Origin of the sequence: Modestobacter muralis (assembly GCF_010682105.1) — a bacterium.
Lineage (GTDB): Bacteria > Actinomycetota > Actinomycetes > Mycobacteriales > Geodermatophilaceae > Modestobacter > Modestobacter muralis.
On sequence record NZ_JAAGWH010000052.1, the window covers coordinates 1 to 17,332 of the forward strand.

The window sequence follows — 17,332 nt, forward strand, 5'->3', positions numbered from 1 at the left end:
ATCGACCACTTCGGCAACCGCCGGCTGCGCACCGTGGGCGAGCTGATCCAGAACCAGATCCGGGTCGGCCTCTCCCGCATGGAGCGCGTGGTCCGCGAGCGGATGACGACCCAGGACGTCGAGGCGATCACGCCGCAGACACTGATCAACATCCGGCCGGTCGTCGCCTCCATCAAGGAGTTCTTCGGCACCAGCCAGCTCTCGCAGTTCATGGACCAGACCAACCCGCTCGCGGGCCTGACCCACAAGCGCCGCCTGTCGGCGCTGGGCCCGGGTGGTCTGTCCCGTGAGCGTGCGGGCATGGAGGTCCGCGACGTGCACCCCAGCCACTACGGCCGGATGTGCCCGATCGAGACGCCGGAAGGCCCGAACATCGGCCTGATCGGCTCGCTGTCCTCCTTCGCCCGGGTGAACCCCTTCGGCTTCATCGAGACGCCGTACCGCAAGGTCGAGAACGGCACCGTCACCGACCAGATCGACTACCTGACCGCGGACGAGGAGGACCGGTTCGTCGTCGCCCAGGCCAACTCGCCGCTGGACGCCAACAACCGGTTCGCCGAGGACCTGGTCCTGGTGCGCACCAAGGGCGGCGAGACCACCGACCTCACGCCGGAGAACGTCGACTACATGGACGTCTCGCCGCGGCAGATGACCTCGGTCGCCACCGCGATGATCCCGTTCCTAGAGCACGACGACGCGAACCGCGCCCTGATGGGCGCGAACATGCAGCGTCAGGCCGTCCCGCTGCTGCGCAGCGAGGCACCGCTGGTCGGCACCGGCATGGAGCTGAACGCCGCCGTCGACGCCGGTGACGTCGTGGTGGCCGAGAAGGCCGGTGTGGTCGAGGACTCCACCGCCGACTACGTCACCGTCATGGCCGACGACGGGACCCGGCAGACCTACCGGCTGCTGAAGTTTCAGCGCTCGAACCAGGGCACCTCGATCAACCAGAACCCGGTGGTCGAGGAGGGCCAGCGGGTCGAGGCCGGTCAGGTCATCGCCGACGGTCCCTGCACCGACGAGGGTGAGATGGCGCTGGGCAAGAACCTGCTCGTCGCCTTCATGCCCTGGGAGGGTCACAACTACGAGGACGCGATCATCCTGTCGCAGCGCCTCGTGCAGGACGACGTCCTGTCCTCGATCCACATCGAGGAGTTCGAGGTCGACGCCCGCGACACCAAGCTGGGCGCCGAAGAGATCACCCGGGACATCCCGAACGTCTCCGAGGAGGTCCTCGCCGACCTCGACGAGCGCGGGATCATCCGGATCGGTGCCGAGGTCGTCCCCGGCGACATCCTCGTCGGCAAGGTCACGCCCAAGGGCGAGACCGAGCTGACCCCCGAGGAGCGCCTGCTGCGGGCCATCTTCGGTGAGAAGGCCCGCGAGGTCCGCGACACGTCGCTGAAGGTCAAGCACGGCGAGTCCGGCAAGGTCATCGGCGTCCGCGTGTTCTCCCGCGAGGACGGCGACGAGCTGCCCGCCGGCGTGAACGAGCTCATCCGGGTCTACGTGGCCCAGATGCGCAAGATCAGCGACGGCGACAAGCTGGCCGGCCGCCACGGCAACAAGGGCGTCATCTCCAAGATCCTCCCGCAGGAGGACATGCCGTTCCTCGAGGACGGCACCCCGGTCGACATCGTGCTCAACCCGCTGGGCGTGCCCGGCCGGATGAACGTCGGCCAGGTCCTGGAGATGCACCTCGGGTGGATCGCCAAGCAGGGCTGGCAGGTCGAGGGCACCCCGGAGTGGGCCGCCAAGATCCCCGGCGCCGCACGGCAGGCCGCTCCCGGCACCCGTACCGCCACGCCGGTGTTCGACGGCGCTCGCGAGGAGGAGCTCATCGGCCTGCTCGGCTCGACCACCCCGAACCGGGACGGCGAGCGGATGGTCAAGGAGACCGGCAAGGCCCGGCTGTTCGACGGTCGTTCCGGGGAGCCCTACCCCGAGCCGATCGCCGTGGGCTACGTCTACATCCTGAAGCTGCTGCACCTGGTCGACGACAAGATCCACGCTCGCTCCACGGGTCCATACTCGATGATCACGCAGCAGCCGCTGGGTGGTAAGGCGCAGTTCGGTGGCCAGCGCTTCGGCGAGATGGAGTGCTGGGCGATGCAGGCCTACGGCGCCGCGTACGCGCTGCAGGAGCTGCTCACCATCAAGTCCGACGACATCCTCGGCCGCGTGAAGGTCTACGAGGCCATCGTCAAGGGCGAGAACATCCCCGAGCCGGGCATCCCCGAGTCGTTCAAGGTGTTGCTCAAGGAGCTCCAGTCGCTCTGCCTGAACGTGGAGGTCCTCTCCAGCGACGGCAACGCGATCGAGCTGCGCGACACCGACGACGAGGTCTTCCGGGCCGCGGAGGAGCTGGGCATCGACCTGTCCCGCCGCGAGCCGTCGTCCGTCGAGGACGTCTGATCGGTCGCCGGCCGGCCCCGCACCCCGGGGCCGGCCGGCGTCCCCGACACACAGCATTGATTGCAGTAACTAGCCCCTGAAAGGGGTCACAGAGTGCTCGACGTGAACTTCTTCGACGAACTGCGCATCGGCCTTGCCAGCGGAGACGACATCCGCCAGTGGTCACACGGCGAGGTGAAGAAGCCCGAGACCATCAACTACCGCACCCTCCGTCCGGAGAAGGACGGTCTCTTCTGCGAGAAGATCTTCGGTCCCACCCGGGACTGGGAGTGCTACTGCGGCAAGTACAAGCGCGTCCGCTTCAAGGGCATCATCTGCGAGCGCTGCGGCGTCGAGGTCACCCGCGCCAAGGTGCGTCGTGAGCGGATGGGTCACATCGAGCTGGCCGCGCCGGTCACCCACATCTGGTTCTTCAAGGGCGTGCCCTCGCGCCTGGGCTACCTGCTCGACCTGGCGCCCAAGGACCTCGAGAAGATCATCTACTTCGCGGCCTACATGATCACCTCCGTCGACGACGAGGCGCGTCACCGCGACCTGCCGACCGTCGAGGCCGAGATCAGCGCCGAGAAGTCCAACCTTGAGGGGCGTCGCGACGCCGACGTGGAGGCCCGCCAGCAGAAGCTGGAGGCCGACCTCGCCGAGCTCGAGGCCGAGGGTGCCAAGTCCGACGTGCGCCGCAAGGTGCGCGAGGGCGGCGAGCGCGAGATGCGCCAGCTGCGCGACCGGGCCCAGCGCGAGATCGACCGCCTCGACGAGGTGATGGACACCTTCCGCAAGCTGCAGGTCAAGGACCTCATCGCCGACGAGGGCCTCTACCGCGAGCTGCGCGACCGCTTCGGTGAGTACTTCGAGGGCGGCATGGGTGCTGCGGCACTGCAGAAGCTGCTCGCCGGCTTCGACCTCGACGCCGAGGCCATCTCCCTGCGCGAGACCATCCGCAGCGGCAAGGGCCAGCGCAAGCTGCGCGCGCTCAAGCGGCTCAAGGTCGTGGCGGCGTTCCAGCAGACCGCGAACTCGCCCATGGGCATGGTGCTCGACTGCGTCCCGGTCATCCCGCCGGACCTGCGCCCGATGGTGCAGCTCGACGGTGGCCGCTTCGCCACCAGCGACATGAACGACCTGTACCGCCGGGTGATCAACCGCAACAACCGGCTCAAGCGCCTGCTCGACCTGGGTGCGCCGGAGATCATCGTCAACAACGAGAAGCGGATGCTCCAGGAGTCCGTGGACGCGCTGTTCGACAACGGTCGTCGCGGCCGCCCGGTCACCGGTCCCGGCAACCGCCCGCTGAAGTCCCTTTCCGACCTGCTCAAGGGCAAGCAGGGCCGGTTCCGCCAGAACCTGCTGGGCAAGCGCGTCGACTACTCCGGCCGTTCGGTCATCGTCGTCGGCCCGCAGCTGAAGCTGCACCAGTGCGGTCTGCCCAAGCAGATGGCCCTGGAGCTCTTCAAGCCCTTCGTCATGAAGCGGCTCGTGGACCTCAACCACGCGCAGAACATCAAGTCCGCCAAGCGGATGGTGGAGCGCGCGCGGCCGGTCGTGTGGGACGTGCTCGAGGAGGTCATCACCGAGCACCCGGTGCTGCTGAACCGTGCACCCACGCTGCACCGTCTGGGCATCCAGGCCTTCGAGCCCCAGCTGGTCGAGGGCAAGGCCATCCAGATCCACCCGCTGGTCTGCACCGCGTTCAACGCGGACTTCGACGGTGACCAGATGGCGGTGCACCTGCCGCTGTCGGCCGAGGCGCAGGCCGAGGCCCGCATCCTCATGCTGTCGAGCAACAACATCCTGAGCCCGGCCGACGGTCGTCCGATCACCGCGCCGACCCAGGACATGGTGCTGGGCATCTACCACCTGACGACCCTCGCGGCGTCGGTGGACGTGCCCGAGGGCGAGCGGGCCCGGGCGTACTCCACGACCGCCGAGGCGATCATGGCGTTCGACCAGGGCACCCTGGGTCTGCAGGAGCGGGTCACGATCCGTCTGTCGGAGGTCTTCGGCGTCGACAACGGCCCGAACGACCCCTGGGAGGCCCCCGAGGGCTGGGAGCCCGGCACGCCGGCGCTCATCTCCACCAGCCTGGGCCGGGTCCTGTTCAACGAGGCCCTGCCGGAGGACTACCCCTTCGTCAACTACCAGGTGCCCAAGAAGGCCCTCGGCGCGATCGTCAACGACCTCGCCGAGCGCTACCCCAAGGTCCAGGTGGCAGCGACGCTGGACGCCCTGAAGGCGGCCGGTTTCCGCTGGGCGACCCGCTCGGGCGTCACGATCGCGATCGACGACGTCGTCACCCCGCCGGTCAAGGCCCAGATCCTCGAGCGTCACGAGGAGGAGGCCCGCAAGATCGAGCGTCAGTACGACCGCGGTGTCATCACCGACGCCGAGCGCCGTTCCGAGCTCATCGAGATCTGGACCCGCGCCCGGGCCGAGGTCAGCCAGGCCATGGTGGACAACTTCCCGACCACCAACCCGGTCTGGGTCATGGTCAACTCCGGTGCCCGCGGCAACATGATGCAGATCAGCCAGATCGCCGGCATGCGTGGCCTGGTGGCCAACCCCAAGGGCGAGATCATCCCGCGGCCGATCAAGGCCAACTTCCGGGAGGGTCTGTCCGTGCTGGAGTACTTCATCTCCACGCACGGCGCCCGCAAGGGCCTGGCCGACACCGCGCTCCGCACAGCCGACTCCGGCTACCTCACCCGCCGGCTGGTCGACGTCTCGCAGGACGTCATCATCCGCGAGGAGGACTGCGGCACCGAGCGCGGCGTGATCATGCCGATCGGCACCCTGGTCGACGGCAAGGTCACCCGGGACGCCCACGTGGAGACCAGCGTGTACGCACGTGCGCTGGCCGCCGACGTGGTCGCCGAGGACGGCACGGTCATCGCGCCGGCCAACGCCGACCTGGGTGACGTGCTCATCGCCCAGCTCGTCGACGCCGGTGTCGCGGAGGTCAAGGTCCGCTGCGTGCTCACCTGTGAGTCGCTGCTCGGCACCTGCGCCACCTGCTACGGCCGGTCGCTGGCCTCCGGTCACCTGGTGGACGTCGGTGAGGCCGTCGGCATCATCGCGGCCCAGTCGATCGGCGAGCCCGGCACCCAGCTGACGATGCGCACCTTCCACACCGGTGGTGTGGCCGGTGCCGACATCACGCACGGTCTGCCGCGTGTGGTGGAGCTCTTCGAGGCCCGCGTCCCCAAGGGCAAGGCCCCGATCGCCGAGCTGGCCGGCACCGTCCGGATCGAGGACGGCGAGCAGTTCCGCAAGCTCACCATCACCCCGGACGACGGCTCGGACGAGGTCGTCTACGAGAAGATGTCGCGCCGGTCGCGGCTCCGCGTGGAGGACGGCGGTCACGTCGAGGTCGGCGAGCAGCTGACCGAGGGTGCCGTCGACCCGCACGAGGTGCTGCGGATCATGGGCCCGCGTGAGGTGCAGCTGCACCTCGTCCGCGAGGTCCAGGAGGTCTACCGCAGCCAGGGCGTGTCGATCCACGACAAGCACATCGAGGTGATCATCCGCCAGATGCTGAAGCGGGTGACCATCATCGACTCGGGCGCGACGGAGTTCCTGCCCGGTGCGCTGGTCGAGCGGACCCTCTTCGAGACCGAGAACCGTCGGGTCGTCTCCGAGGGTGGCGAGCCGGCCTCGGCCCGCCCGGTCCTGATGGGGATCACCAAGGCGTCGCTGGCGACGGAGTCGTGGCTGTCGGCCGCCTCCTTCCAGGAGACGACCAAGGTGCTCACCGACGCCGCGATCCAGGGCAAGAGCGACAGCCTGCTGGGGCTCAAGGAGAACGTGATCATCGGCAAGCTCATCCCGGCCGGTACCGGGATCAGCCGCTACCGCAACATCACGGTCGAGCCGACCGAGGAGGCACGCGCCGCGGTCTACACCATGGCCGGCTACGACGACGGGCAGTACTACAGCCCCGACGTCTTCGGTCAGGGCACGGGCGAGGCTGTCCGGCTCGAGGAGTACGACTGGCGCTGATGCGCTGAGTGAGTGACAGAAGGGCCCCGTCGACCTCGGTCGGCGGGGCCCTTCTGCGTGCACTGTGGTGTCACGTGACGGAACCGCACTGGTGTCCCAGAGCGGCAGCGGGTCAGCCCGCCAGGCGTCGCATGGTCTCGACGGTGCGCAGGCGCCCCTCCCGGCTGTCGTCCAGCGGCTGGAGCACCAGCGTGGTCACCCCGGCCTCGGCGAAGGCGGCGATCCGCTCGGCGACGTGGGACTCCGGCCCGATGAGGGACGTCGCCCGGACCAGCTCCTCGGGCACGGCCGCAGCCGCCTCCGCCGTCCGTCCGGCCAGGTACAGGTCCTGGATGGTCTCGGCCTCGGCCTCGTAGCCGTAGCGGCGGGCCAGGTCGTTGTAGAAGTTGCGGCCCTTGGCGCCCATCCCGCCCACGTAGAGCGCGATCCCCGGGCGCACCGCGTCGACCAGGTGGTCGACGTCCGCACCGACGGCCACCGGGACGCCGACGACGACGTCGAGGTCACCCAGCGCCGGGTCGCGCCGGGCCCGGCCTGCGGCCAGTGCGGGGCCCCACACGTCGGCCGCGCGCTCGGGGTGGAAGAGGATCGGCTCCCAGCCCTCGGCGATCTCCGCGGCCAGCTCGACGTTCTTCGGGCCCAGTGCCGCCAGCAGCACCGGGACCCGCTCGCGCACCGGGGTGTTGATCAGCTTCAGCGGCTTGCCCAGTCCGGTGCCCTGGTCGGCCGGCAGGGGGACGGTGTACTTCGGGCCCTCGTGGACCAGTCGCTCCCGCCGCCACACCTGACGGCAGATCTCGACGATCTCCCGGGTGCGCTGCAGTGGCGCGTCGTAGGGGACGCCGTGCCAGCCCTCGACCACCTGCGGCCCCGAGGCGCCCAGCCCCAGCGTGAACCGGCCGCCGGAGACGTGGTCCAGGCCGGCGGCGGTCATCGCCATCAGGGCCGGGGTGCGGCTGTAGATCGGCAGGATGCCGCTCATCAGCTCGACCCGCTCGGTCACCGCAGCCAGGTAGCCCAGCTGGCTCACCGCGTCGAACGTGTACACCTCGGCGACGCTGACGACGTCGAGGCCGGCGGACTCGAGGTCGCGGACCTCCTCCGCCGTCTGGCTGAAGTCCCCGGCATAGCTGGCCTGGATCCCGATCCGCATGGCCGGACGCTACCGGGCACCCACCCCGGCCACCGGCCCGGCGGCGGGGGAGGGGACCGCCCTACAGGGCGCGGACGGCCCCCACGACGTGCGTGACGACGCGGACCCCGTCGACGTCCCGCGGCACCCGGCCGTCGGTGTCGGCCTCGGTCAGGTCGACCCGGACGACGTAGTCGGCGTCCTGGCGCGCCAGCCCGACGCCGGCGACGCCGGGGTCGGCTGCGAAGCGGGCAGCCAGCGTGCTCTTGGCGGCCCGGGCGGAGGCGCGGTCGGTCATGCCCCCATGGTGCCCCGGTGCGCGCCCCCTGCCCAGGGGGAGGGCCTCCCACTCACACGCTCGTGGCCGGACCCCGCAGGCGGCCGAGCGGTGGGTGCCGCCTGCTCAACCGGCGACCCAGGTGACCCCGAGGCCGGCCAGCACGGTGGCCAGCGGGTTGGCGAAGGTGACCCCTCCGCCGGCGCTGCCGCCCTCGGTGGAGCCGGCGAACAACAGCCCCACCGGTGCCCGGTCGCGGGTGCGCCAGATGACCGAGCCGCTGTCCCCGCCGGCGCTGAAGCCGCCGCTCAGCCCCTCGACCTCCACCTGGTCGTCGAAGGTGTGGACGCCGTCGTCGTACTGCACGCCCACCCCGTCGACCTCGACCGCGGTGATGCGTCCACGGGTGTGCCCCGTGGTCCGCCCGACCTTCTCCACCAGCTCGTCGGGGTCGACGTCGTCGGGGGCGGCCACCTGTCCCCGCAGGGCGCCACCCGGGTAGCCGGCCGGGTCGGCCGCCACGCCTGCGTCCAGCGCGGCGACCGCGGCGTCGACCAGGGTGCCGGGCCCGTCGCCGAAGGGCACGAAGCCCGCCAGTCGACCGATGCGGTCCGCGTTCCGCCCGCCGTCGGCGATGCCGGGCTGCAGCACCGGGTCCCCGAGGGCCGCGGCCCCGCTGTCGGCCAGCACGTGGCTGTTGCTCAGCACCAGCAGCCCGTCGGTGCCGGGGCGGCGGACAAAGCCGCCCAGGGTGCCGGCCGTGACGTCGGAGTGGCCGACCGACAGCCCCGGACGCAGCGGCCGGACCCGGCGCTGCAACTCCTCCGGGGCGGAGGGGTCCGGCGACGACAACAGCCGCACCGTCCCGATCACCCGGACGTCGACCTCTGCCAGCGCGGCGTCGTCCAGCCCGGCCAGGACGATGTCGGCGTCCCGCTGGTCGATCAGCCGGATGGCCAGGTGCACCTGCTCGGGCGCCACCGGGCGCAGCCCGAGGGCGACTCCGCTCCAGCGGGTGGCTCCCTCGACGGAGCTGGCGACCACGCCCCCGGGCGGTGACTCGCTGAGGCGCCGGGAGAGGCGTGCCTTGAGTTCGCGGGCGGTGTCGGGGAGCACGGGGTACCTCCGGGCAGCAGCGGGACGTGAGCAGTTCGCCACCGACGGTAGGGCCGGGCACCGACAGGAGCGACGCGGACGAGGGAGGCCGGTCCCGGGACGGCCGCACCGGGGCCCGGTCGGTGTACGTTCCCGGCGGGCCCGGTGGAGACCGCCGGCGCCCGGGAATGGGCCACCGCCACCGGCGGTTGGCACCCAGCAGACCGGTGAGCCCGGTGCGCGGACCACATGTCGACCCGGCTTTGACCGGGTCGGGACGGCCGGGTACTGTGGTCAGCTGTGCCCAGGATGACTGGGCCTGCTCCTGTTCGTGGTGCACCTGAGCGTCCGTCGGTCTCCGGATCGACAGAGCGCCGGGGGTCATCTCCCGCCTGACGGCGGGGCCGCTGCAAGGCGGGGTGACCGGCACCGAGCGAGGGGTGCGGAGTCCGGTCGAGTCAGTCGGCTGGTTCTCGGGTCGGGCGACACGCCCGACCTCGGGGGCCGGAGGCGGTCCTCCGGGCCCGTCGGCCGGGTGACCGGGCACGCATCGAGCACCGCACCACATCCACAGCACGACCCAGCGCAGGTAGGAGATCCAGGCCACCCATGCCCACGATCAACCAGCTGGTCCGCAAGGGCCGCGAGGACAAGGTCGAGAAGACCAAGACCCCGGCGTTGAAGAGCTCTCCTCAACGCCGTGGGGTGTGCACCCGCGTGTACACGACGACGCCGAAGAAGCCGAACTCTGCGCTGCGCAAGGTCGCTCGTGTCCGGCTCACCAGTGGCGTCGAGGTGACCGCGTACATCCCGGGTGTCGGGCACAACCTGCAGGAGCACTCGATGGTGCTCGTGCGTGGTGGCCGCGTGAAGGACCTCCCCGGCGTCCGGTACAAGATCATCCGCGGCTCGCTGGACACCCAGGGCGTCCGTGGCCGCAAGCAGGCGCGCAGCAAGTACGGCGCGAAGAAGGAGAAGAGCTAATGCCTCGCAAGGGCCCCGCGCCGAAGCGTCCGCTGGTCATCGACCCGGTCTTCCAGTCCCAGCTGGTCACCCAGCTGGTGAACAAGGTGCTCGTCGACGGCAAGCGCTCGATCGCCGAGGCGATCGTGTACGGCGCCCTCGAGGGTGTCCGTGCCAAGGCCGACACCGACCCCGTGGTCGTCCTCAAGCGCGCGCTGGACAACGTCAAGCCCGCCCTCGAGGTCCGCAGCCGCCGTGTCGGTGGCGCGACGTACCAGGTGCCGATCGAGGTCCGTCCCTCCCGCAGCACGACGCTCGGCCTGCGCTGGCTCATCCAGTACAGCCGCGCCCGTCGCGAGAAGACGATGACCGAGCGGCTCATGAACGAGCTCCTGGACGCCAGCAACGGCCTCGGTGCCGCCGTGAAGCGTCGTGAGGACACCCACAAGATGGCCGAGTCGAACAAGGCCTTCGCGCACTACCGCTGGTGACGACAGTCCATCAGCAGCCGCTGCCCGCGGTGACCCCGGGCGACCCCCGGACACCGTGCACGGACCAGAACGAAGAGGAGTGAATGATGGCCCAGAACCAGGACCAACTGGCCAGGACCCGCAACATCGGGATCATGGCGCACATCGACGCCGGCAAGACGACGACGACCGAGCGGATCCTCTTCTACACCGGTATCAACTACAAGATCGGTGAAGTCCACGACGGCGCTGCCACGATGGACTGGATGGAGCAGGAGCAGGAGCGCGGCATCACCATCACGTCGGCCGCGACGAAGTGCACCTGGAACGACCACGACATCAACATCATCGACACCCCTGGGCACGTCGACTTCACCGTCGAGGTGGAGCGGTCGCTGCGGGTGCTCGACGGTGCGGTCGCGGTCTACGACGGTGTCGCCGGTGTCGAGCCGCAGACCGAGCAGGTCTGGCGGCAGGCGGAGAAGTACAGCGTCCCGCGCATGTGCTTCGTCAACAAGCTCGATCGCACGGGTGCCGACTTCTTCCGCTGCGTCGACATGATGATCGAGCGGCTGAACGCCAACGCGCTGGTGCTGCAGCTGCCGATCGGTGCCGAGGCCGACTTCATCGGCGTCGTCGACCTGGTCCGCATGAAGGCCCTCACCTGGCGCGGTGAGACCAAGATGGGCGAGGACTACGCCATCGAGGACATCCCCGCCGAGCTGGCCGAGCAGGCCGCGGAGTACCGCGAGAAGCTCCTCGAGAACATCGCGGACTTCGACGACTCGCTGATGGAGGACTACCTCGCCGGCGAGGAGATCGCCGTCGACCGGCTCAAGGCCGCCATCCGCAAGGCGACCATCGCCGGTCAGGTGAACCCGGTCCTGACCGGCACCGCGTTCAAGAACAAGGGCGTCCAGCCCCTGCTCGACGCCGTGGTGGACTACCTGCCCAGCCCGCTGGACATCGAGGCCATCGTCGGCACCGCCCTCGACGGCGAGACCGAGGTCCTGCGGCACGCCGACGAGAACGAGCCGTTCTCCGCGCTGGCCTTCAAGATCCAGACCGATCAGCACCTCGGCAAGCTCACCTACATCCGGGTCTACTCCGGCAAGCTCGACGCGGGCTCCCCGGTGCTGAACAGCACCAAGGACCGCAAGGAGCGGGTCGGCAAGATCTACCAGATGCACGCGAACAAGCGTGAGGAGCGGGCCGGTGTCGGCGCCGGCGAGATCGTCGCCGTCAACGGCATGAAGAACACGACGACGGGTGACACCCTCTGCGACCCGCAGAAGCCGGTCATCCTCGAGTCGATGACCTTCCCCGCGCCGGTCATCTCGGTCGCCATCGAGCCGAAGACGAAGAGCGACCAGGAGAAGCTGGGCACGGCCATCCAGAAGCTGGCCGAGGAGGACCCGACGTTCCAGGTCCGCCTCGACGAGGAGACCGGTCAGACGGTCATCTCCGGCATGGGTGAGCTGCACCTGGAGATCCTGGTCGACCGCATGCGGCGCGAGTTCAACGTCGAGGCGAACGTCGGCAAGCCGCAGGTGGCCTACCGCGAGACGATCCGCAAGGCCGTCGAGCGCTACGACTACACGCACAAGAAGCAGACGGGTGGCTCCGGCCAGTTCGCCAAGGTGCAGATCGCTCTCGAGCCCCTCGTGATGACCGCCGACTCGGCGACCTACGAGTTCGAGAACAAGGTCACCGGTGGTCGCATCCCGCGGGAGTACATCCCGTCGGTCGACCAGGGCATGCAGGACGCCATGCAGTACGGCATCCTCGCGGGCTACCCGATGGTCGGCGTCAAGGCCTCCCTGCTCGACGGTGCGTACCACGAGGTCGACTCCTCGGAGATGGCCTTCAAGATCGCCGGCTCGATCGCCTTCAAGGAGGCGGCGCGCAAGGCGAGCCCGGCCCTGCTCGAGCCGCTCATGGCCGTCGAGGTCGTCACGCCCGAGGACAACATGGGCGACGTCATCGGCGACCTGAACTCCCGCCGCGGCACCATCCAGGCGATGGAGGAGCGCTCCGGCGCCCGAGTTGTCAAGGCGCTGGTCCCGCTGTCGGAGATGTTCGGCTACGTGGGTGACCTGCGCAGCCGCACCCAGGGACGGGCGAGCTACACCATGGTGTTCGACACCTACGCTGAGGTTCCTGCCAACGTCGCCAAGGAGATCATCGCCAAGGCGACTGGCGAATAACCAGTCGGTCGGCCGCGGGTGAGAGCCCGCGGCCGGCGAGTACCGCCCGCACCCCCAGACACGCGCACGACTGCGAAGACACGGAGAGAGGATCCCAGTGGCCAAGGCCAAGTTCGAGCGGACCAAGCCGCACGTCAACATCGGCACCATCGGGCACATCGACCATGGGAAGACGACGCTGACCGCGGCGATCACCAAGGTCCTGCACGACAAGTACCCCACCCTCAACGAGGCGTCGGCGTTCGACCAGATCGACAAGGCTCCCGAGGAGAAGGCGCGCGGGATCACGATCTCGATCGCCCACGTCGAGTACCAGACCGAGAACCGTCACTACGCGCACGTCGACTGCCCCGGGCACGCCGACTACATCAAGAACATGATCACCGGTGCCGCGCAGATGGACGGCGCGATCCTGGTGGTCGCGGCGACCGACGGCCCGATGCCGCAGACCAAGGAGCACGTGCTCCTGGCCCGTCAGGTCGGTGTCCCCTACATCGTCGTGGCGCTCAACAAGGCCGACATGGTCGACGACGAGGAGATCCTCGAGCTCGTCGAACTGGAGGTCCGTGAGCTCCTCAGTGAGTACGAGTTCCCGGGCGACGACCTCCCCGTGGTCCGCGTCTCCGCGCTGAAGGCCCTCGAGGGCGACGCCGAGTGGGGCGACAAGCTCATGGAGCTCATGAACGCCGTGGACTCGGCCATCCCCGAGCCCGTGCGTGAGATCGACATGCCGTTCCTCATGCCCGTCGAGGACGTCTTCACCATCACCGGTCGCGGCACCGTCGTCACCGGTCGCGTGGAGCGCGGCATCGTCAAGGTCTCCGAGGAGATCGAGATCGTCGGCATCCGCCCGACCTCGTCGAAGACGACGGTCACCGGTGTCGAGATGTTCCGCAAGCTGCTCGACCAGGGCCAGGCCGGCGACAACGTCGGGCTGCTCCTGCGCGGCATCAAGCGCGAGGACGTCGAGCGTGGCCAGGTCGTCGTGAAGCCGGGTTCCATCACCCCGCACACGAACTTCGAGGGCTCCGTCTACATCCTCTCGAAGGACGAGGGCGGCCGTCACACGCCGTTCTTCAACAACTACCGTCCCCAGTTCTACTTCCGGACCACGGACGTGACCGGCGTGGTGACCCTGCCCGCCGGCACCGAGATGGTCATGCCCGGTGACAACACCGAGATGTCGGTCGAGCTGATCCAGCCGATCGCCATGGAGGAGGGCCTGCGCTTCGCCATCCGTGAGGGTGGCCGCACCGTCGGTGCCGGCCGGGTCGTCAAGATCAACAAGTGACACCCTGACGGGCGGCGGCCGGACCGGCCGCCGCCCGTCAGTCGGGTCGGGAGACCGACCCAGGGTCAGCAGACCCACACGAACTTTCACAACCGATCGGCAGGAGCGAAGACAACCGATGGCGGGACAGAAGATCCGCATCCGGCTGAAGGCCTACGACCACGAGGCGATCGATGCCTCGGCTCGTCGCATCGTCGAGACGGTGACGAAGACCGGTGCGCGCGTCGTCGGCCCCGTGCCGCTGCCGACGGAGAAGAACGTGTACTGCGTCATCCGTTCGCCGCACAAGTACAAGGACTCGCGCGAGCACTTCGAGATGCGCACCCACAAGCGGCTCATCGACATCCTCGACCCGACGCCGAAGACGGTCGACGCGCTCATGCGCATCGACCTGCCGGCCTCGGTCGACGTCAACATCCAGTAAGGGCTGTTTCCAGACATGGCGAGCACATTCCGTGGGCTCCTCGGCGAGAAGCTGGGGATGACCCAGGTCTTCGACGAGAACAACCGCATCGTGCCGGTGACCGTGGTCAAGGCGGGCCCGTGCGTGGTCACCCAGGTCCGTACGCCTGAGAAGGACGGCTACTCCGCCGTCCAGCTCGGCTTCGGCGCGATCGACCCCCGCAAGGTGAACAAGCCCGAGGGCGGGCACTTCGCCAAGGCGGGCGTCACGCCGCGACGGCACCTGGTCGAGCTGCGCACCGAGGACGCCTCCGACTTCACGGTGGGCCAGGAGCTGACCGTCGAGGTCTTCTCCGACGTCACCAAGGTCGACGTCACCGGTACCAGCAAGGGCAAGGGAACTGCCGGTGTCATGAAGCGCCACGGGTTCAAGGGCCTGGGCGCCGGACACGGCACGCACCGCAAGCACCGCGCGCCGGGCTCGATCGGCGGGGCCTCGACCCCGGGTCGCGTCTTCAAGGGCGTGCGCATGGCCGGGCGGATGGGCCACGTCACCACGACGACCCAGTCGCTGAAGGTCCACAAGGTCGATGCGGAGAACGGGCTGGTGCTCATCAAGGGCGCCGTCCCCGGTCCGCGTGGTGGGCTCCTCCTCGTCCGTTCTGCGGTCAAGGGCGGGCCCGTGGGGAGTGACACCAAGTGAGCCAGTCGATCGCCGAGTCCAAGGCGCAGGCACGGACCGACCGTCAGGTCCCGGTCCGCACGCCGGCCGGGGAGACCTCCGGGAGCGTCACGCTCCCCGGTGAGCTCTTCGACGCCAACGCCAACGTCTCTCTCATGCACCAGGTCGTCGTGGCCCAGCTGGCCGCGGCCCGCCAGGGCACGCACTCGACCAAGACGCGCGCCGAGGTCAGCGGTACCGGTGCCAAGCCGTACCGTCAGAAGGGCACCGGCCGCGCCCGTCAGGGTTCGCTGCGTGCACCGCAGTTCTCCGGCGGTGGCATCTCGCACGGCCCCAAGCCGCGTGACTACGAGCAGAAGACCCCCAAGAAGATGAAGGCCGCCGCCCTGCGCGGTGCCCTCTCCGACCGGGCCCGCGAGGACCGCGTGCACGTGGTCACCGCCTTCGTCGAGGGCGACGCCCCGTCGACCAAGGCCGCTCTCAAGGTCCTGGACGCCGTCAGCACCGCCAAGCGCGTGCTGGTCGTCCTCGACCGCGAGGACGTCCTCAACTGGGTGAGCCTGCGCAACGTGCCGCGGGTCCACCTGATCGAGGCCGGTCAGCTGAACACCTACGACGTGCTGGTGGCCGACGAGGTCGTCTTCACCGAGGTCGCGCTGGCCGAGTTCGTCTCGGGTCCGGCCCGTGGCGGGAAGGACGGTGCCTCCGTGGAGCTGCCGGACCTCACCACCCCGGACGTGCCGGGTGCGATCCCGTCCATCGAGGGCCAGGGCACCACGGACCTCGACCTGGGCGAGGCCCCGGTCGACCCCACGCCGACCGTCCAGGCACCCAGCACCGTGCCGGTCGCCGACGTGACCACGCCGGCGCAGGCCGTCCGCGCCGACGTCAGCACCGACGACACCGAGGAGAAGGCATGAGCGTCCGCGACCCCCGGGACGTCCTGCTGTCCCCGGTGATCTCCGAGAAGAGCTACGGGCTCCTCGACGAGAACAAGTACACCTTCATCGTGCGTCCCGACGCCAACAAGACCCAGATCAAGATCGCTGTGCAGCAGGTCTTCAACGTGAAGGTCCTCGCCGTCAACACGATCAACCGTCAGGGGAAGAGGAAGCGCTCCAAGGGCGCTCTGATGGGCAAGCGCAAGGACACCAAGCGCGCCATCGTCTCCGTGGCCCCCGGCGACCGCATCGAGCTCTTCGGGGGCCCGGGCGCCTGACGGCCCCGGACCACCGATCGGACCAGAGGACTGACGAGGAACCATGGCCATCCGTAAGTACAAGCCGACGACGCCGGGCCGCCGCGGCTCGTCCGTCGCCGACTTCGCCGAGGTCACCCGCGACCACCCCGAGAAGTCGCTGGTCCGGCCGCTGCACGGTCGGGGTGGGCGCAACGCCCACGGGCGCATCACCACGCGCCACCAGGGCGGTGGGCACAAGCGTGCCTACCGGCTGATCGACTTCCGCCGGGCCGACAAGGACGGCGTGCCGGCCAAGGTCGCGCACATCGAGTACGACCCGAACCGCACGTCGCGCATCGCGCTGCTGCACTTCGCCGACGGGGAGAAGCGCTACATCATCGCCCCGGCGAAGCTCTTCCAGGGCGACACGGTGGAGTGCGGCCCGGCTGCCGACATCAAGCCCGGCAACAACCTGCCGCTGCGCAACATCCCGGTCGGCACGGTCATCCACGCCATCGAGCTGCGGCCCGGTGGCGGCGCGAAGATCGCCCGTTCGGCGGGCACGAGCGTCCAGCTGGTCGCCCGTGAGGGCCGTTTCGCCCAGCTGCGCATGCCCTCCGGCGAGATCCGCAACGTCGACGTCCGCTGCCGCGCGACGATCGGTGAGGTCGGCAACGCCGAGCAGTCGAACATCAACTGGGGCAAGGCCGGCCGCATGCGGTGGAAGGGCAAGCGCCCCACCGTCCGTGGTGTCGCCATGAACCCGGTCGACCACCCGCACGGTGGTGGTGAGGGGAAGACCTCCGGTGGTCGTCACCCGGTCAACCCCAAGGGCAAGCCGGAGGGCCGCACGCGCAAGCGCAAGGCCAGTGACGCCCTCATCGTCCGCCGCCGGCGTACGAACAAGAAGCGCTGAGCAGGGTAGAGGAGTCCGACAGACATGCCACGCAGCCTCAAGAAGGGCCCGTTCGTCGACGACCACCTGCTCGCCAAGGTGGACGCTCAGAACGAGAAGGGCACCAAGACCGTCATCCGCACCTGGTCGCGGCGCTCGACGATCATCCCCGACATGCTCGGGCACACCATGGCCGTGCACGACGGCCGCAAGCACGTCCCGGTGTTCGTCACCGAGGCGATGGTCGGGCACAAGCTCGGCGAGTTCGCGCCCACGCGCACCTTCCGTGGGCACATCAAGGACGACCGTCGCTCGCGGCGCGGCTGACCA

15 protein-coding genes are annotated in these 17,332 nt (G+C 69.4%); 12 read left to right on the forward strand and 3 right to left on the reverse strand.

Translation table 11 applies throughout. The annotated features are described in order from the left end of the window. Together rpoB and GCU67_RS17280 are read left to right on the forward strand one after the other, a co-directional pair. Positions 1-2,415 (forward strand): DNA-directed RNA polymerase subunit beta (gene rpoB / locus GCU67_RS17275; RefSeq protein WP_163612603.1); only part of this gene is annotated, 2,415 nt, incomplete at its 5' end. 93 nt (positions 2,416-2,508) lie between these two features. Continuing rightward, on the forward strand, positions 2,509-6,408 hold the full coding sequence (locus GCU67_RS17280) for a DNA-directed RNA polymerase subunit beta' (RefSeq protein ID WP_163612604.1): 3,900 nt from the start codon (positions 2,509-2,511) through the stop codon (positions 6,406-6,408). Between the two features lie 112 nt (positions 6,409-6,520). Here the strand turns inward: GCU67_RS17280 and GCU67_RS17285 are convergent, their stop codons facing one another. From GCU67_RS17285 to GCU67_RS17295, 3 genes are all read right to left on the reverse strand, one after another. Continuing rightward, positions 6,521-7,561 carry an LLM class F420-dependent oxidoreductase gene (locus tag GCU67_RS17285; protein WP_163612605.1) on the reverse strand — a complete coding sequence of 347 codons (1,041 nt, stop codon included), beginning with the start codon at positions 7,559-7,561 and terminating at the stop codon, positions 6,521-6,523. 61 nt (positions 7,562-7,622) lie between these two features. Then, on the reverse strand, positions 7,623-7,838 hold the full coding sequence (locus tag GCU67_RS17290; protein ID WP_163612606.1) for a hypothetical protein: 216 nt from the start codon (positions 7,836-7,838) through the stop codon (positions 7,623-7,625). A 105-nt stretch (positions 7,839-7,943) separates the two neighbouring features. Further along, entirely contained in the window at positions 7,944-8,933 is a 990-nt protein-coding gene (locus GCU67_RS17295; protein WP_163612607.1) for a chymotrypsin family serine protease, read from the reverse strand. 588 nt (positions 8,934-9,521) lie between these two features. Between GCU67_RS17295 and rpsL the strand changes: the two genes are divergently transcribed. The 10 genes from rpsL to rpsS all read left to right on the forward strand — a co-directional run bounded on the left by rpsL (position 9,522) and on the right by rpsS (position 17,329). After that, complete coding sequence (rpsL, locus tag GCU67_RS17300; RefSeq protein WP_163612608.1) at positions 9,522-9,896, forward strand: 30S ribosomal protein S12; 375 nt, start codon at positions 9,522-9,524, stop codon at positions 9,894-9,896. Next, a complete protein-coding gene (gene rpsG, locus GCU67_RS17305) occupies positions 9,896-10,366 on the forward strand; it encodes a 30S ribosomal protein S7 (protein WP_163612609.1) in 471 nt (156 codons plus the stop codon). Before rpsL ends, rpsG begins: the two co-directional genes overlap by 1 nt. A gap of 86 nt (positions 10,367-10,452) precedes the next feature. Next, complete coding sequence (gene fusA / locus GCU67_RS17310; protein WP_163612610.1) at positions 10,453-12,552, forward strand: elongation factor G; 2,100 nt, start codon at positions 10,453-10,455, stop codon at positions 12,550-12,552. 97 nt (positions 12,553-12,649) lie between these two features. After that, positions 12,650-13,843, forward strand: coding sequence for an elongation factor Tu (tuf, locus tag GCU67_RS17315; protein ID WP_163612611.1), 1,194 nt, complete (start codon positions 12,650-12,652; stop codon positions 13,841-13,843). A 118-nt stretch (positions 13,844-13,961) separates the two neighbouring features. Beyond that, positions 13,962-14,267 carry a 30S ribosomal protein S10 gene (rpsJ, locus tag GCU67_RS17320; RefSeq protein WP_012950483.1) on the forward strand — a complete coding sequence of 102 codons (306 nt, stop codon included), beginning with the start codon at positions 13,962-13,964 and terminating at the stop codon, positions 14,265-14,267. Positions 14,268-14,282: 15 nt separating this feature from the next. After that, positions 14,283-14,948 (forward strand): 50S ribosomal protein L3, encoded by a 666-nt coding sequence (gene rplC, locus GCU67_RS17325; protein ID WP_163612612.1) that lies wholly within the window; start codon positions 14,283-14,285, stop codon positions 14,946-14,948. Further along, positions 14,945-15,847 (forward strand): 50S ribosomal protein L4, encoded by a 903-nt coding sequence (rplD, locus tag GCU67_RS17330; RefSeq protein ID WP_338105110.1) that lies wholly within the window; start codon positions 14,945-14,947, stop codon positions 15,845-15,847. Before rplC ends, rplD begins: the two co-directional genes overlap by 4 nt. Continuing rightward, entirely contained in the window at positions 15,844-16,146 is a 303-nt protein-coding gene (gene rplW / locus GCU67_RS17335) for a 50S ribosomal protein L23 (RefSeq protein ID WP_163612613.1), read from the forward strand. The genes rplD and rplW overlap by 4 nt, the downstream gene beginning before the upstream one ends. A 43-nt stretch (positions 16,147-16,189) precedes the next feature. After that, positions 16,190-17,023 (forward strand): 50S ribosomal protein L2, encoded by an 834-nt coding sequence (rplB, locus tag GCU67_RS17340; protein WP_163612614.1) that lies wholly within the window; start codon positions 16,190-16,192, stop codon positions 17,021-17,023. Positions 17,024-17,047: 24 nt separating this feature from the next. Continuing rightward, complete coding sequence (gene rpsS / locus GCU67_RS17345) at positions 17,048-17,329, forward strand: 30S ribosomal protein S19 (protein WP_163612615.1); 282 nt, start codon at positions 17,048-17,050, stop codon at positions 17,327-17,329. The last annotated feature ends 3 nt before the right edge of the window (positions 17,330-17,332 follow it).

Bases quoted from the DNA above. Each gene is read 5' to 3' on its own strand.
- rpsS (WP_163612615.1), top strand. From the start codon at position 17,048: ATGCCACGCAGCCTCAAGAAGGGCCCGTTCGTCGACGACCACCTGCTC.
- rpsL (WP_163612608.1), top strand. From the start codon at position 9,522: ATGCCCACGATCAACCAGCTGGTCCGCAAGGGCCGCGAGGACAAGGTC.
- rplW (WP_163612613.1), top strand. From the start codon at position 15,844: ATGAGCGTCCGCGACCCCCGGGACGTCCTGCTGTCCCCGGTGATCTCC.
- GCU67_RS17285 (WP_163612605.1), bottom strand. From the start codon at position 7,561: ATGCGGATCGGGATCCAGGCCAGCTATGCCGGGGACTTCAGCCAGACG.
- rplC (WP_163612612.1), top strand. From the start codon at position 14,283: ATGGCGAGCACATTCCGTGGGCTCCTCGGCGAGAAGCTGGGGATGACC.
- GCU67_RS17290 (WP_163612606.1), bottom strand. From the start codon at position 7,838: ATGACCGACCGCGCCTCCGCCCGGGCCGCCAAGAGCACGCTGGCTGCC.
- fusA (WP_163612610.1), top strand. From the start codon at position 10,453: ATGGCCCAGAACCAGGACCAACTGGCCAGGACCCGCAACATCGGGATC.
- rplB (WP_163612614.1), top strand. From the start codon at position 16,190: ATGGCCATCCGTAAGTACAAGCCGACGACGCCGGGCCGCCGCGGCTCG.
- rpsJ (WP_012950483.1), top strand. From the start codon at position 13,962: ATGGCGGGACAGAAGATCCGCATCCGGCTGAAGGCCTACGACCACGAG.
- rpsG (WP_163612609.1), top strand. From the start codon at position 9,896: ATGCCTCGCAAGGGCCCCGCGCCGAAGCGTCCGCTGGTCATCGACCCG.